Origin of the sequence: Acinetobacter rongchengensis, from assembly GCF_003611475.1 — a bacterium.
Classification (GTDB): Bacteria; Pseudomonadota; Gammaproteobacteria; order Pseudomonadales; family Moraxellaceae; genus Acinetobacter; species Acinetobacter rongchengensis.
This window is the reverse complement of the sequence record NZ_RAXT01000002.1, coordinates 23,122-38,627: the sequence shown is the minus strand read 5'-3', so window position 1 is coordinate 38,627 and position 15,506 is coordinate 23,122. Positions and strand designations below refer to the sequence as shown.

At 38.9% G+C, this 15,506-nt stretch carries 13 protein-coding genes; 6 read left to right on the top strand and 7 right to left on the bottom strand.

Translation table 11 applies throughout. The features are described 5' to 3' along the window. Positions 1 to 129: 129 nt before the first annotated feature. Entirely contained in the window at positions 130 to 2,712 is a 2,583-nt protein-coding gene (plsB, locus tag D7V20_RS01605; RefSeq protein WP_120382600.1) for a glycerol-3-phosphate 1-O-acyltransferase PlsB, read from the bottom strand. A 294-nt stretch (positions 2,713 to 3,006) separates the two neighbouring features. Between plsB and D7V20_RS01600 the strand changes: the two genes are divergently transcribed. Both D7V20_RS01600 and D7V20_RS01595 read left to right on the top strand, forming a co-directional pair. Then, positions 3,007 to 3,882, top strand: coding sequence for an acyl-CoA thioesterase (locus tag D7V20_RS01600; protein WP_120382599.1), 876 nt, complete (start codon positions 3,007 to 3,009; stop codon positions 3,880 to 3,882). 142 nt (positions 3,883 to 4,024) lie between these two features. Continuing rightward, the gene (locus D7V20_RS01595; protein ID WP_120382598.1) at positions 4,025 to 5,263 is read left to right on the top strand and encodes a dicarboxylate/amino acid:cation symporter; all 1,239 of its coding nucleotides are present in this window, start codon (positions 4,025 to 4,027) and stop codon (positions 5,261 to 5,263) included. A 127-nt stretch (positions 5,264 to 5,390) separates the two neighbouring features. On the opposite strand, the gene D7V20_RS01590 is transcribed toward D7V20_RS01595, so the two are convergent. The 4 genes from D7V20_RS01590 to hmpA all read right to left on the bottom strand — a co-directional run bounded on the left by D7V20_RS01590 (position 5,391) and on the right by hmpA (position 9,188). Continuing rightward, entirely contained in the window at positions 5,391 to 6,338 is a 948-nt protein-coding gene (locus D7V20_RS01590; protein ID WP_120382597.1) for a metal-dependent hydrolase, read from the bottom strand. Between the two features lie 135 nt (positions 6,339 to 6,473). Beyond that, entirely contained in the window at positions 6,474 to 7,298 is an 825-nt protein-coding gene (gene yihA, locus D7V20_RS01585) for a ribosome biogenesis GTP-binding protein YihA/YsxC (protein WP_120382596.1), read from the bottom strand. A gap of 137 nt (positions 7,299 to 7,435) precedes the next feature. Beyond that, complete coding sequence (locus D7V20_RS01580; protein WP_120382595.1) at positions 7,436 to 7,879, bottom strand: RrF2 family transcriptional regulator; 444 nt, start codon at positions 7,877 to 7,879, stop codon at positions 7,436 to 7,438. A gap of 100 nt (positions 7,880 to 7,979) precedes the next feature. Then, positions 7,980 to 9,188: an NO-inducible flavohemoprotein gene (hmpA, locus tag D7V20_RS01575; protein WP_120382594.1), complete on the bottom strand. Its 1,209-nt coding sequence runs from the start codon at positions 9,186 to 9,188 to the stop codon at positions 7,980 to 7,982. Positions 9,189 to 9,518: 330 nt separating this feature from the next. Between hmpA and ytfE the strand changes: the two genes are divergently transcribed. Beyond that, positions 9,519 to 10,175, top strand: a complete 657-nt coding sequence (ytfE, locus tag D7V20_RS01570) for an iron-sulfur cluster repair protein YtfE (RefSeq protein WP_120382593.1) — start codon at positions 9,519 to 9,521, stop codon at positions 10,173 to 10,175. Positions 10,176 to 10,277: 102 nt separating this feature from the next. Here ytfE and D7V20_RS01565 read toward each other — a convergent pair whose 3' ends face one another. Together D7V20_RS01565 and D7V20_RS01560 are read right to left on the bottom strand one after the other, a co-directional pair. Then, positions 10,278 to 11,849: a helicase HerA-like domain-containing protein gene (locus tag D7V20_RS01565; RefSeq protein WP_120382592.1), complete on the bottom strand. Its 1,572-nt coding sequence runs from the start codon at positions 11,847 to 11,849 to the stop codon at positions 10,278 to 10,280. Positions 11,850 to 12,122: 273 nt separating this feature from the next. Continuing rightward, positions 12,123 to 13,307: a PLP-dependent transferase gene (locus tag D7V20_RS01560; protein WP_120382591.1), complete on the bottom strand. Its 1,185-nt coding sequence runs from the start codon at positions 13,305 to 13,307 to the stop codon at positions 12,123 to 12,125. Between the two features lie 181 nt (positions 13,308 to 13,488). Here D7V20_RS01560 and D7V20_RS01555 point away from each other — a divergent pair, with 181 nt between their 5' ends. The 3 genes from D7V20_RS01555 (at position 13,489) to rplC (ending at position 15,499) form a co-directional block, all read left to right on the top strand. Beyond that, complete coding sequence (locus D7V20_RS01555; RefSeq protein WP_120382590.1) at positions 13,489 to 14,214, top strand: type 1 glutamine amidotransferase; 726 nt, start codon at positions 13,489 to 13,491, stop codon at positions 14,212 to 14,214. A gap of 275 nt (positions 14,215 to 14,489) precedes the next feature. Further along, positions 14,490 to 14,801 (top strand): 30S ribosomal protein S10, encoded by a 312-nt coding sequence (gene rpsJ, locus D7V20_RS01550; protein ID WP_004725677.1) that lies wholly within the window; start codon positions 14,490 to 14,492, stop codon positions 14,799 to 14,801. Positions 14,802 to 14,860: 59 nt separating this feature from the next. Beyond that, a complete protein-coding gene (gene rplC / locus D7V20_RS01545) occupies positions 14,861 to 15,499 on the top strand; it encodes a 50S ribosomal protein L3 (protein WP_120382589.1) in 639 nt (212 codons plus the stop codon). Positions 15,500 to 15,506: the final 7 nt, after the last annotated feature.

The window sequence follows — 15,506 nt, the reverse complement described above, 5'->3', positions numbered from 1 at the left end:
GTAATAACTTAATGTTATGAAACTTGTCGATTAACCAATAAAAAATAATGTTTTAATAAAAACTTTAAATTTTTTAAGTATATAGTACTCTTTTCTCTCCTCAGGAAAGGAGAAAAAAGAATATTGGATTTACTTCTTCTTACGAATTAAACGTTTCTTGGCTTGTTGCGCTGCAACAGCATCTAAAGCTTCTTTCAATTCCTCATCGGTAAATGAAGTGATGTGTTGAAGCATTTGTAGCGTTACATCATCTAAAACAAGATTTGCATACTGTGCAACATTGCGGAATTGTTCATCAAAAACAATTGCGCCTTCTTCATTTTTGCCAATATACCCTTGCTCGGTCAGTACCTTGATAAAGCTTTGGAATAAGGCTTTATCGAAAAACTCAGGTGAATTGAATTCATACAGTACAGACAGACGTTGTCCTAGCAAGTGGCTTAATACTTCAACTTGATTGGTTGAAATATTTCCGGAACCACGTTGCGTGATCAAAGCTAAAGTCATGTAATAACGCTCAAGACTTTGACGAACTGGTGCAGCTAAAACAGCAAGCTGGTTATGATCTTCTGAGTTTGGCGCTGGACTGTAAATAAAGTCTTCGTCATCAACAGAAATTAAATTGGCTTGAGCTAATGCTTTCACATATTCACAAACTTGATCTTTAATTTCTTCATCTTTCCATTTTAAGAACAATTCTGCTTTTAAGAATGGATAAAGAGTACGAATGACATTAATTAAATCAGCCAGATTAATTTTACCGTTATGTTCAACTAAGGCTGCAACCAATGACGGTAAAACAAAGGCATGCAAAATATTATTACGGAAATAAGTCAGTAAAACGGCTTGATTATCTTCGATAGCGATAATATCGCCCAATACATGCTGAACGCGTTTAATTAGTTTTAACTTCAAGCCATAAGCAATGATTTCTTTACCAGAAAGAGGTGTCACTTGAGTACGACTGTCATAAGGTAGCGCAGTCAATAACTTACGATAGGTATCGAGCTGCTTGATACAGATTTCTTCATCAAGTGTATGTTTTGGTGTTGCCAATAAAATCAGTGACAATAACGAAACAGGGTTGATCACTACTGCACGGTTAATATTTTCCAAAATCGCATTCGCTGAACTGCTAACTGCATTGGAAACTTCTTGAGGAATAGGATCATCATTGTGTTCAATCTTAATCTTGTCCGCACCGTGCTCTTTGAGTAAATCATCTAAAAAGACAGGTTCACCAAAATTGACATGGACTTTACCAAAAATACGTTCAATTTTTTTCAAGGTCTGAACGATGCCCCAAATCGACTCCGATTCTTTGGGTTTACCATTCATTTCCCCAACATAGGTTGTACCTTCCATTAAGCGTTCATAACCGATATATGTTGGAATGAATACGATTGGCTTGGCACGACCACGTAAATGCCCATGTACTGTCATGGCCAACATACCCGTTTTAGGCGGAAGTAGGCGACCCGTACGAGAGCGACCACCTTCAATAAAATACTCAAGTGGCGTGTTGCGAGATAAAATACTAAATAAATATTCTTTAAAGACAGAGGTATAAAGCGCATTACCACGGAATGAACGGCGAATAAAGAATGCACCACCGCCACGTAATAATTGACCTACAAACGGCATATTTAAATTATCACCCGCAGCAATATACGGCACCATCAAGCCACGTTTATAAATCACATAAGACAATAATAAATAATCAATATGGCTACGATGACATGGGGTATAAATCACTTCATAGTCTTTGACCAACTCACGAACAGTACTAAAGTTATGTACTTCAACACCATCGTAAAGTTGAGTCCATAAGCGGGTTAGCGCCATATCAGCAAAACGTACTGCGGAAGCAGAGTAGTCGGAAGCAATTTCATTGACAAAACCAATGGCTTTACGCTCAGATTCGATCATGCTGGTTTTAGAGCGAATACTTTCTTTACGAATCGCATCCTGAACATCAGGTGCTTTGATTAAAGACTGCATCACATTACGGCGATCTGATAAATCAGGCCCGAGAATGACTTCTCGTTGACGGTCTAAATAATCATTTAAACTGTTGGTAATATAAGTCGCTGGAGAAATATTCGGGTGATGAATTTTGGCGTATTGCACCAATTCACGCAGCGATTTCGTTTCATGGAATTCTAAAAAGGATTGACGACCATGTACGCCGATATTCATTAATTGTTTAACTTTGCTTGGTGTTGCCCAAGTATCGGTAAACAAGAGTTTAAATAAAGAATCTTCCTTATCTGGTGAGCGGCCCCAAAGAACCGTTACAGGGATTAATTCAATATCTAAGTTGGGATTTTCATCTAAAGCATCGATTAGTCTGAGTAGTCGTGGAGGAAATGTATGTATCGGAGCACGTAATAAATTGCTTTCATCTTGCTGCTGTAAGAATACAACCGCTGCTTTTTCTGTGTGATTGCCAATAAGTAATGGATCTAAAGCAGGTGCAATCTTTAAACGGCGAGTTTCACTATCAACCACCAAAGCATTACTACGTGAATAGTTTTGCAGAACATAACAAGTAATCTTATGTGTATTTTCTGAAGTTGAACTCTCTTGAGTTTCATGATCAGAAGTTTGGTTTTCTGTAGGAACTTCTCCAAGAACATGTGGTGTTACCACAAGGTCAAGTAGCTTACTCGAAAGCCGACGATACATTTGACCAAAGCCACTCTTGGACATACATACTCCTAGCGAATGATGAATATCGCATTATTAGTCAATGAAAGAAGCGATATTTTCTATAATTTAAAGACAAAACAATAGGTCATTTTCAGACATTTTGCATGAAAAATGGTTGTTTTAATCATTTTAAAACGTATTTGGGCAGAGTATAGCAAACTCGATATGTGACAATATAGTCTATGAAACTTTAGCGAATCACTCAGAATTTATGGCAATATAGAGTTAACCCTCTAAAGTACATATATTTTACGGCATTTATGATGACGTAAATTGGAATAAAAAAGGTCTTTTATGAATACGTTAACCCAAGAACTTGTTGAGCTATTAACGCTTGAAAAATTAGAAGAGCACATTTTCCGTGGTCAAAGTCGAAACTTGGTTGGTAAGCGTGTTTTTGGTGGACAAGTTCTCGGGCAAGCACTGATGGCTGCATCATATACGGCAGATCGACCTGTACATTCATTACATGCCTACTTTTTATATGGTGGTGATGTGAATGCGCCGATTATTTATGAAGTTGATCGTTTGCGCGATGGTAAAAGCTTTTTAAGTCGACAGGTTCGTGCGATTCAACATGGTCGTACTATATTTTCAGCGATGGTGTCATTTGCTTCACCTGAAGAAGGTTTGAATTATCAAATCAGTGAACCAGAATATCCTGCGCCAGAGGAGTTGAGATCTGAGCAGGAATTAAAAGAAAACTTGATTAACTTTATTCCTGAAAATATTCGTGCAGCGTTTATGCGCCCACGTCAGGTGGATATCAAGCCGATTAATATTGGTAATCCATTTCAACCACAACCTGAAGCGCCATCCAATGCACTGTATATGAAAACCTATGGTGAATTGCCTAAACATTTGGCTGATAATGTTGCTTTGAATCAAGCGATTGTGGCGTTTTATTCAGATTATTCATTTATGGTCACAGCATTGCGTCCACATGGGATCAACTATCTTACGCCAAGTGTTCAAATTGCCAGTATAGACCACGCAATGTATTTTCATAAACCAGTGAAAGCAGATGAATGGATGCTCTACGATATGGATGCAACCGTAACGGCGAGCTCTCGTGGGCTCAGTCATGGGCGGATGTGGCAAAATGGGGAGTTGGTGTGTAGTACGGTGCAAGAGGGTTTGATGCGTATGCGTGAGATTGAAACGCAATAAACTTGAATGAGAAAATGTATCTAAAGCCATCTCAGCAGATGGCTTTTTTATTTTTGAGCTAAGCTGATCACAAAAAAATGCTCGATTCTAAGTAACTTCAATGGCATATTGCAAAATAATCGAAATATAACAGTAAGCAAAAATGAGCCTAAATACGCAAATATTAATTGCTGCCATTCTCGGGATTGGGTTTGGATTTTTACTCAACCAATTTCCGAATACTCAGTTTTTTGAAGCCAGTATTTATGGTCTAGGCATTGCCAGCAGTATTTTTATTGGTTTATTAAAAATGCTATTGGTTCCCCTGATTTTTAGTTCGATTGTAGTAGGTGTTTCAAATCTACAAGCAGGTGGACAACTGAGTCGAACGTGGAAAATTACCTTAGCCTGTTGTGTGACGACAACGACTTTGGCGCTGATTTTAGGGATTAGTTGTGCGCATTTATTTGAGGTTGGAAAGGGTGTTGATATTGCGCTTTTTCAGGATGCAATGAATCAACATCAAAGCCCCGATACGTTGACAGCTTCATCATTTTTTACCAATTTTATTCAAAATACACTGATCAATCCGTTTAAGGCTTTTGCTGAAGGGAATGTGCTGGCAGTTGTGGTCTTTGCCTTATTGCTTGGTGTGGCATTGGTCAAAGGGGGTGAGCGGTTTAGAAGTATTCGTAAACTCAGTACGCAATTTTTTGAAGTGATGATGATGATGGTGGGGTGGGTGATGAAACTCGCACCGATCGGTATTTTTGCCTTATTGGCAAAACTCATTTCGACAGAAGATATTTCTATTCTAAGTCGTTTGGCTGAATTTGCTGCGGTAGTCACAGGAACGACCATTTTCCATGGGGCTGTGGTTTTGCCTTTATTGTTGTGGATTTTTGGGCGAATGAGTCCAATCACCTTCTTTAGGGGGACGAGAGCAGCGTTAATTACGGCTTTTGCAACCAGTTCTAGTTCAGCAACCATGCCACTTTCGATGAAATGTGCACAGGAAAATTTAGGTGTGCGTCCTCAAACAGCAGGTTTTGTTATTCCATTGGGGACACAATTGAATATGGATGGTACGGCACTGTATGAAGCAGCAGCTGCACTGTTTATTGCCAATTTGATGGGGCTTGATTTGAGTTTAGGGCAACAAGTGATTGTATGTTTAACCGCAATGATTGCGTCATTGGGTGCGCCAGGGATCCCAAGTGCAGGTATGGTGACCATGATTATGGTTTTACAATCTGTGGGCTTGCCTGCGGAAGCAATTGCAATTTTATTACCAATAGACCGTTTGCTGGATACTGTGCGTACAGTGGTCAATGTTCAGGGGGATATGATGATTAGTGTGGTGGTGGATCGTTATACCAAAGACATGGGATCACCGAGTTAGCTTTTATTTATTCGCTAAAATATGATGATGCAATAAAAAAGATCTATGTAAAAAAGCAGGATTTGAAATCCTGCTTTTGCGTCTTTAATGAAAGCACTTAACATTTGATGAAATTATTTACAAATAGTTAAGCCGCTATTTTAGGTAAAGCGCGTTTTGCGGCTGGAGAACTGTCTAAATAAGCAATTGCATCTTCAGTTTTGGCTTCATGTACAGGATCGTACCACGGCATTAAATAACCGAGCTGTTGTGAAACTAGCCACAAAGGATGAGGCATGACACGATTGTCTTTTTGAGCAATATTGGCCCATTCACGCCATATCCACGGCTTATAGAATGCAGGCTTTTTATCTGCAAAGCGAGGGTCTTGTCCCATAATATGCGCCGCGCCATCGACCCATAAACCAAGCACTGCAATAATCACAATCACACTTTGATAATAACGAGAGATATAACCTCCACCTAAATGGCGGTATAAATCAAATGCAACAGTACGATGTTCGATTTCTTCTGCGCCGTGCCATTTGACTAAATCTAGCATGTTTGGATCTGCGCCAAGTTCAGCCCATTTGTTGTTATAAAGGGCATATTTACCCAGTACGCAGGTCATATGTTCAACTGTTGCAACAATCCCTAAACGGAATAAGTCCCACTGATGATCCAATGCTTTGGGAACTTTTAATCCCATTGGTTGATCTGCGAGTAATTTCCCAAATAGAAAGTCCATTATTTCTAAATTACGTTGAATATCGATATTTCGGACGGTTAAATATTCTTTGTTTGCAGAAACGTGGGCTTGAGCATGCATTGCTTCTTGGCGAATAAAAGCACGAACATCTTGTGCTAATTTTTCATCACTGACTTTAGGTAGTACGCGGTTGTATAAACGACAGAACCAAAACTCACCAGCAGGCAGGATATTATTAATTTCGTTAATAAAATAACTGACAAAGGGTTGATTAGGGATCCAATCAATTGGTGTTTGTTGCCATTCAAATTTTACTTTACGCGGTTTGATTTGATACTGAATAGATGATCCAATTTTACTGTTTTTTAATCGAGAGAATAGTTTCATCACATTGTCCTGATTTATATTTGTAAATATCACAATTTGTATTCAGTATAAAAAAATGTCCTAAATAGTTATTAGCAATTTAGGACATTCCAATATCAATTGGTGATGAGTTTGGTCAGACAATTTATTTGAGTTTTAATTTTCTAGGTCTTTTTGATCATTATCCTGTTCTAGTTCATCAACATCATCAAAGTCCGCTTCAGATGCTTCAGGAATCGCATCCATATCGAAATCCAAAGTTTTGTCTAAGGTGTAATTTAAACGGCCTGCCATGACTGATGCTAACTCTTCAAGTCCTTGTTTATTCATTGAAGAGAATAACTGAATTGAGAAGTTGAGCTTCATTTTGCGTAATTGTTGCTGCACATCGAGCAGAACTTTACTGGCAGGCCCACGATTGAGTTTGTCCGATTTGGTTAATAGCACATGGACAAATAAGTGACGTGAATAAGCCCATTCCAACATCATGACATCAAAATGTTGTAAAGGATGGCGAATATCCATGAGGAGCACCAAGCCTTGTAAGCTTTTACGGTGAATAAGGTAGTTCTCAAGTTCTTTTTGCCACACGATTTTCATGGCCTCAGGTACGGCTGCGTAGCCATAACCTGGTAAATCGACCAAACGTTGCTCAGGATTACCTAAACTAAAGAAGTTAATCATCTGCGTACGGCCTGGTCTTTTAGATGCACGAGCCAATTGCTTTTGATTTGTTAATGCATTAATTGCACTGGATTTTCCTGCATTTGAGCGTCCAGCAAATGCAACTTCATAACCTGTGTCTTCTACACATAAGTTGAGTTTTGGTGCACTCATTAAGAATTCAGCTTTGCGCAACCAATTTAAAGACGAGGTTGAGTACTCTGAAATCGCAGGATCAGCTTTTTTCTCATAGCTAATTTTTTGTTTAGGGGCGTTTGAGGTCTTACTATTTTTAGACTTTCCACTGCTGCGATGCATACTTCAACTTCAATAAACGGATGAACAAAGTACATTATAAAGGAAGTCGATCTTTCAAGCGAATTTTGACGGCTTTTTATTAGTTAATAACCAAATTGAGGTGTTCTTTCTTGCTTAGCTTTTTAGCCCACGTGGATTTATAGATTGAGGTTTGGAATAGGTGAGAGGACTGCTTTTTGATAACTTACAGGCGCCGTTAATACGTCAGCAACCGTGTATTGGTCTAAGCTTTGATAAAACTGTACGACAGCATGATCTAAAATCCCTTTTAAGCCACATTGCGGACGTAAAACACAAGGCGGTGTATTACATTCTACAATCTCTGTATCACCTTGAAGCGCACGTACAATTTTGCCTAATCTGAAATTTAGAATTTCTTGATTTAAGCGAATACCACCACCTTTACCACGGCTGGTTATTAACCAACCTTGTTTACCCATGAAATGTACAATTTTGACAAGATGGTTTTGTGAAACTTGTAAATCTTCGGCAATTTCAGAAATAGTGTAGGGTAGATCACGTGGTCTAGAAATATACATGAGAATGCGAAGCGCATAATCGGTAAATTTGTTCAGTTGCATGTAGGCTACTCATCTATTTAAAAAGATGTATTTTATCCTGAAATGAATAAAGCTAGTCTAACATAGACTAGCTTTATAAAGAACGAAAGTGAAACTTGGTTTAGATTCCAGTACCGCCTGTACCAAATGCTTCGCTATGAATTTGCTCAGGTTGAATACCACGTGCAACCAATGCTTGGTGCTGTTGTTGCATAAATGGTATTGGACCGCAGAGGTAGTAGTCTGCATTAGCTGGTAATAATGCAGCATCGACTGTCGCCAAGTCTAAACGACCAGCAACATCATAATCCTCACCTAAAACATCACCTGTGTGTGGGAATTCATAAGCAGTAAATGTGCTTAGACGAGGGAATTTAGATTTTTGCTCATGAATGTGTTTTTTCATGGCATGTACTTGGCTACTACGGCATGCATGAATAAAGCTCACTGGTTGTGGCATATCTAAAGTGACCAATTGATTTAACATGGCAATCATTGGTGTTAAGCCAACACCACCACTGATGAATACATTACGTTTGCTACTATCGATGAGATAGAAGTTACCTGTTGGCGCAGAGACTTCAATTTCAGCACCTTCAGGCAAGTTGTGCAAAGTACTTGAAACCCAGCCACCTGCTAAATCACCTTTTTCATCTTCACGTTTTACTGAAATACGTAAATAGTCTGCTTGTGGGCTTGTAGAAAGAGTGTATTGGCGTGGTTGTTTTAAACCAAGCTCTTCAACAAAAACACGTACTGAAATATATTGACCCGCTTCATATTTAGGTAATGCCCCGCCATCTACTGGAGCAAGATAGAACGAGGTAATTTCTTCACTTTCTTGCACTTTTTTAGCGATTTTGAAATTACGCCATCCTAACCAACTGCCTTGAGTTTGTTGATGTTGATCATAAATTGCTTTTTCAGTACTAATAAATAGATCTGCCAATTGGCCATAAGCAGCAGCCCATGCATCAATCAATGGATCTTCCATTGAAATATTTAATACTTCACTGATCGAGTGTAAAAGGTTTTCTCCTACAATACTGTAGTCAGGTGCTTGGATATTTAGACTGACATGCTTATGTGCAATCAGTTCAACAACAGGTAACAGCACTGATGGATCTTCAATATTTTCAGCATATGCTAAAACTGCACCAGCCAACGCTTGAGCTTGTGCGCCACTGCGTTGATGGCCCATGTTAAAGGTTTCTTTTAACTCAGGATTGTTGCCTAGCATACGGTTATAAAAATAACCTGTGAGTGCTACACCATTTTCACGAAGAACAGGAACAGTTGCTTTTACAAGGTCAATTTGCTGCGGAGTCATTGTTGATCTCTCTTGGCTATCATTTATAAGATGTATTTAAAATATACCTTTTAAAATGTATTTGCAATACATCTTTATTAAAAAAAGGCATAAATATTTTATGTGATTATTGAACTCAGTGTATTTCTTCCATGTTAAAAGTGTCAAATGTTTTGTAAGAATGTATTGGAAAAGAAATTTAGCAGGAAAACTGTACTGATTCACTAGGTCAAATGGGGGATTTTATTCAGGTCTTTTGGGGGATTTCTCTGTGCTAGGAATAAGGCTAGCTTAGCTCTCACACAACACAATTTTTAGTTTATACAAGACTTAACAGTGGAGATTAAAGCCATGAGTATCAATCAACAAAGCGTGGGTGAAATCGCGAGAAGCATCACGGGTGCAACGGCGGTATTCCATAAATATAAGCTAGATTTTTGTTGTAATGGGCATCTTACATTGGCAGATGCTTGTGTAAAAAAGAATGTCGGGATTGATGAAGTGATCAGTGATTTACAAACACTGATTGATAATCAAAAACAACATTTAAATCGAGTAGAAGCATTACAAACGGACGAGCTTATTGAACATATCTTGGCACGTTATCATGAGGTTCATCGTCATCAACTTCCTGAACTGATTCGACTGGCTGAGCGTGTTGAAAAAGTACATAAGCTTCATCCTGATTGTCCAACAGGCTTGACGAGTTTATTGATAGAAATGCAACAAGCGTTGCTCAGTCATATGATGAAAGAAGAGCAAATTCTATTTCCAATGATTCGAGCACACCAATTGCAAGCGGTACATCCGATAGCAATGATGCGCCATGAACATACACAACATGGGGAGAGTCTAGAAGCGTTAGAAAAGCTTACCCATGATATTACGCCACCTGAGGGTGCATGTAATACTTGGCAAGCGTTATATATTGGATTGAATGCGTTTAAACATGATTTGATGCAACACATTCATTTGGAAAATAATGAATTGTTTATGCGAATATCATGAACGGTGTCTTTTCCTTGGCTAAAGTGGCGGTACATTGCAACATTCTGCTGAAAATGTAGTACATGATCAGCAGAATGTTTGTGTTGGAGGTGTTAATCGTTCTTAACGTTTTCCAAACAATGAGCCTAATAAGCCTCGAACAATTTTTTGTCCAGTTGAACCACCTAGACTGCGTGCTGCACTCTTCGCAAAAGTGCCAATCACATCTTGAGCCATTTTGGCGCGTGCAGCTGCGGCTTTTTCTTCCTCTTTTTGCTGAGCTTTGGCAGCACGTTCTTGTTCTTTATTTAAAGCTTCTTGTTGTTTGGCTTGAAACTTTGCCATTTCTTCAAGTTGTTTAGCTTGTTGTGCAGCAGCTTCAAAGGCAATCTGTTGTTGCGTATTATCAGAAACTTTACGTTGTAGCATTTCATAAGCACTGTCACGATCAACTTCTTTGTCATAGACACCTGCGACAATACTTTGTGCCATCAGTGCCTTACGTTCATCTAATGTGATTGGGTTAAAAGCTGAATAGGGCGGCATCACCATTGCGCGTTCTACAATTTGTGGTGTACCTTGCTCATCTAGGCAGCTAATCAACGCTTCACCGACAGCAAGTTCAGTAATGGCTTGATCAACTTTAAATTCAGGATTTGCACGGAAAGTATCGGCCGCCGTTTTTACTGCTTTTTGATCTTTGGGTGTAAATGCACGTAAAGCGTGTTGTACACGATTACCCAATTGTCCAAGTACATCTTCAGGAATATCCAATGGGCTTTGGCTAATGAAATAAATACCCACGCCTTTCGAGCGGATTAAGCGTACAACTTGTTGAATTTTTTCTTGAAGGGCAGGGCTGGCATTATCAAACAATAAATGTGCTTCATCGAAGAAAAACACCAGTTTTGGTTTATCCATATCACCAACTTCAGGTAGCTTTTCAAACAGTTCTGAAAGCATCCATAGTAAGAATGTTGCATAAAGTTTAGGGGTATTCATTAACTTATCAGCAGCGAGTAGGTTGATATAACCATGACCATTTGAATCCGTTTGAATAAAATCCATAATATCCAAGCTTGGCTCGCCAAAGAAGCGTTCACCACCTTGATCACCTAAAGCCAGTAAGTTGCGTTGAATTGCACCCAAACTAGCAGGTGAAAGGTTGCCATATTCTGCTTTTAATGCAGCTGCATTTTCACTGACGTAGGTCAGCATAGCTTTGAGATCTTTAAAATCAATCAGCAATAAGCCTTGATCATCTGCAACACGGAAGACTGCTGAAAGTACACCTTCTTGAGTGTCATTTAAATTTAGCATTTGCGCTAAAAGTAATGGTCCAATTTCAGAAATCGTGGTGCGAATAGGATGCCCTTGTTCACCAAATAAATCCCAAAATATCGTGGGTGAAGCTGCAAAAGGAACATTTTCAACCCCTAAGCTTTTAATACGTTCTTCAAATTTAGGGCTGCTTGAACCCGCTTTGGCAATACTGGATACATCACCTTTAGCATCGGCTAAAAAAACAGGAACACCTATACGTGAAAAACTTTCTGCGAGTACTTTTAAGGTAATGGTTTTACCTGTTCCTGTTGCACCTGCAATTAAACCATGGCGATTGGCAAATTGTGAATGTAAAACAATATCTTGTGTGGTATCTGAAGTTTTCTTTGCAATGACGATTGGTGTACCCATTTTTATTCCTATAGCTTTAATTCGAGTGCTTTTGTTTGAGTGAAGCATACTCAGTTTTTATATCATGTTCGTTATACAAAATTGCATGAAATGATGGTGTTGTAAATCTGTTTTCATTGTTGAAATTTTGGATCGAACTCAACACATTTATTGGTTTAAATGCGGTTGGCTAACAAGATATGTATTTTAGTAAAGCTCCGCATAGCAAACCTGTTACAAGTTCGAAGATTGCTATGCAGATATTTTGAGGTTTCAGTGCTCAATACATTTAACTTAAATTGCTTCTAAAGCATTTTTAATATCTTGAATCAAATCATCCGCATCTTCCAAGCCGATACAAAAGCGGACCAACAAGCCTGGTTTTAAATGAGCTTGTTCTGTATGTCGCATCTCGTTCAGATTGTATAACATTGCCAAACTGACTGGACCGCCCCAACTAAAACCTAATTTAAATAATTTTAAATGATCACAAAATTGACGAATAGCTGCTAAATCATATGTCGCTTTGAAAATGACGCTGACTAAACCTGCACTTTGTTCTGTCAGACAGGTTTGTTTCCAAAAGTCATGACTGATATTGTCTGGATCGGCAGGGTGCAAAACCTGAGCGAAAGCATCTTGGGTTTTGAGCCAGTTTAAAATTTTTAACGCACTTTGCGATTGATGTTGATAACGGATTTGCATACTGGCTAAGCTTCGTTGCACTTGTGCGGCGTCATCACCTGAAATCGCAATGCCTTGAATGGCATGCATACGTAATAATTGTTGATGTAAGCTTTTATGATGGGTGACCACTGAACCCATTAAAATATCACCACCACCACTTGGATACTTGGTCAGTGCATGCGCAGAAATATCTACAGCTAAATGTTCAGCACTAAAATCAAAAGCATTAAAAGCTAAACCTGCACCCCAAGTATTATCCAACGCCGTTAGCACATTGTGAGCTTTGGCTTTCTTGACGAAATTGATTAAATCGGGAAATTCTAAAGTTACAGAACCAGCGGCTTCTAACCAAATCAGTTTCGCATGTTCTGACGGCTGAAATGATGCTACATCTATAGGGTTATACACTTTAACTGTGATCCCGTAGCGTTTTTCGAGATTACGCAGATGTTCCATGTTCGGTCCGTAAATATTATCCGCAACCCAAACTTCATCACCATGATTTAAAAAACAGGAATTCACCAAATTAATCGCAGATAAGCCGCTGGGTGTCAGTAGACAATATTTTCCACCTTCAATCTGAGCAATACTGTCAGCTAAAGTGTAGGTGGTTGGTGTGCCGTGTGTGCCATAACTATAGTCATAATCATCCGTCCAATGGCGATTAAATAGTGCATCTGTATTTTCAAAAATGATCGTTGATGCACGAAATAAGGGAGCTTGAATCGTATTTATATATTGAGGCGCTTTGCGGGGTGCATGAATTAACGCAGTTTGCGGATTTAATTTCACAAGATTACTCAAAAAAGGGCAATAAAGAGTTGTTATAAGCAAAACATAATCATTGCAATGCGAAAAGCAATAATTTGTGAAAATTCATCACTAAAATTGATATTGGCTTCATTTTTGCATTTATCACTTTGTGGTTTTTAGATTTTTGAGCGTAAGCGATACAACAAGAATAGGTGAGAAGATGAAAAAGCTTAAAGTGCATTATTTTCAACATATTGCAGGTGAAGGTTTTGGAAGTTGTTTTGAACATTTAAAAGCAATGGATGCTGAAATTACTGCAACAGAATTTTTTGCTTTACCAACGGATTCACAACTGGATATAGAAGCCTTACCTCATGTCAATGAGGTAGACTTACTCATCATCATGGGCGGTGAAATGAGTGTAAATGATGAAGCGAACTACCCATGGTTAAAAGTAGAAAAACGATGGATTAGACGTTATTTAGCACAAGAAAAGCCTGCGATAGGATTATGCTTAGGTGGACAGCTGATAGCCAATGCCTTGGGTGCGAATGTCAGGCGCAATCCTATACAAGAGTTGGGGTGGACATTGGTCAATAAAAGTGACTATGTACCTGATGAATATTTTCAGCTGCCAAATGAGTTTAAAGTTATGCAATGGCATAGTGAAACTTTTGATATTCCAAAAGGTGCGATTCGTTTAGCAGAGAATCAGGTCTGTCCCAATCAGCTTTATCAAATTGGAAAGAATGTATTAGGTTTTCAATTTCATCCGGAAATTACCCCACATAGCTTAAAAATATTTATAGAGCATGAAGAAAACGATATGGTGTTCAGCGAAACTCACCTCCAATCTTTAAATACATTAAAAACCTCACAAAAATCCGATTACTTATGTGGAAATGAGCTATTAAACAATGCGATTGATTATGTACTTCGAACATAAATAGTCGTTTAAAACATAAACATCTTGATTAACAATAAATTATTTAAAATAGATGAAAAGGGCTAAATTCATTTGCTTAACTGTTAAACAATCGTTATAATGAGCGACCCTTCGATATGAAGGGGATGGATGGCGAAGAAAGTCATCCAGATCGTTACAGTCGTGGCATCGATCATGACCTTAGTGATTTTCACTGCCTTTGACACTTGCCTTATTTAGTGGGGTGAGATGCGTCAAGGGTGATTCTTTATATATTTGGCTTGGAGTTAACTGGTATGTCTAACCAGAGAATTCGTATCCGTCTTAAGTCTTTTGATCATCGTTTAATTGATCAATCTTCTCAAGAGATCGTAGAAACAGCAAAACGTACTGGCGCACAAGTTTGTGGTCCTATCCCGATGCCTACTCGCATCGAACGTTTTAACGTTTTGACATCACCACACGTAAACAAAGATGCGCGTGACCAATATGAAATCCGCACATACAAACGTTTGATCGATATCGTTCAACCTACAGACAAAACTGTAGATGCATTGATGAAATTGGATCTTGCAGCTGGTGTTGATGTTCAGATCGCATTGGGTTAAGGCTTTCGGTTAATTAACGCTCTAAGTTAATTAGGCCGCTTTTTTAGAGGTTTATGCACATGGCTATTGGTTTAGTCGGTCGCAAGTGCGGTATGACACGTATCTTTACAGATGCTGGTGTTTCTGTACCTGTAACAGTGATTGAGGTTGATCCTAACCGTATCACTCAAATCAAAACGCTTGAAACTGATGGTTATCAAGCGATTCAAATCACTACTGGTGAACGTCGCGAATCTCGCGTAACAAATGCTCAGAAAGGTCACTTTGCGAAAGCTGGTGTTGCTGCTGGTCGTTTGGTTAGCGAATTCCGTGCAACAGAAGCTGATCTTGAAGGTCGTGAAATTGGTGGAACTATCGGTGTAGATTTGTTTACAGTCGGTCAAATTGTTGACGTAACTGGACAATCAAAAGGTAAAGGTTTCCAAGGTGGTGTTAAGCGTTGGAACTTCCGTACGCAAGATGCTACACATGGTAACTCTGTATCTCACCGTGTTTTAGGTTCTACAGGTCAAAACCAGACTCCTGGTCGCGTTTTCAAAGGCAAAAAAATGGCTGGCCATTTAGGTGCTGAACGCGTAACAGTGCAAGGTCTTGAAATTGTATCTATCGACGCAGAACGTTCAGTTCTTGTTGTTAAAGGTGCGATTCCTGGTGCTACTGGTGGCGACGTTATCGTTCGTCCTACGATCAAGGCCTGAGGGGAAA

What these genes read in the sequence shown, in the direction of transcription:
- ytfE (WP_120382593.1), top strand. Translation starts at nt 9,519, where the DNA reads ATGAGTATCAATCAACAAAGCGTGGGTGAAATCGCGAGAAGCATCACG.
- D7V20_RS01590 (WP_120382597.1), bottom strand. Translation starts at nt 6,338, where the DNA reads ATGAAACTATTCTCTCGATTAAAAAACAGTAAAATTGGATCATCTATT.
- D7V20_RS01580 (WP_120382595.1), bottom strand. Translation starts at nt 7,879, where the DNA reads ATGCAACTGAACAAATTTACCGATTATGCGCTTCGCATTCTCATGTAT.
- rpsJ (WP_004725677.1), top strand. Translation starts at nt 14,490, where the DNA reads ATGTCTAACCAGAGAATTCGTATCCGTCTTAAGTCTTTTGATCATCGT.
- yihA (WP_120382596.1), bottom strand. Translation starts at nt 7,298, where the DNA reads ATGCATCGCAGCAGTGGAAAGTCTAAAAATAGTAAGACCTCAAACGCC.
- D7V20_RS01600 (WP_120382599.1), top strand. Translation starts at nt 3,007, where the DNA reads ATGAATACGTTAACCCAAGAACTTGTTGAGCTATTAACGCTTGAAAAA.
- rplC (WP_120382589.1), top strand. Translation starts at nt 14,861, where the DNA reads ATGGCTATTGGTTTAGTCGGTCGCAAGTGCGGTATGACACGTATCTTT.
- D7V20_RS01565 (WP_120382592.1), bottom strand. Translation starts at nt 11,849, where the DNA reads ATGGGTACACCAATCGTCATTGCAAAGAAAACTTCAGATACCACACAA.
- plsB (WP_120382600.1), bottom strand. Translation starts at nt 2,712, where the DNA reads ATGTCCAAGAGTGGCTTTGGTCAAATGTATCGTCGGCTTTCGAGTAAG.
- D7V20_RS01595 (WP_120382598.1), top strand. Translation starts at nt 4,025, where the DNA reads ATGAGCCTAAATACGCAAATATTAATTGCTGCCATTCTCGGGATTGGG.
- hmpA (WP_120382594.1), bottom strand. Translation starts at nt 9,188, where the DNA reads ATGACTCCGCAGCAAATTGACCTTGTAAAAGCAACTGTTCCTGTTCTT.
- D7V20_RS01555 (WP_120382590.1), top strand. Translation starts at nt 13,489, where the DNA reads ATGAAAAAGCTTAAAGTGCATTATTTTCAACATATTGCAGGTGAAGGT.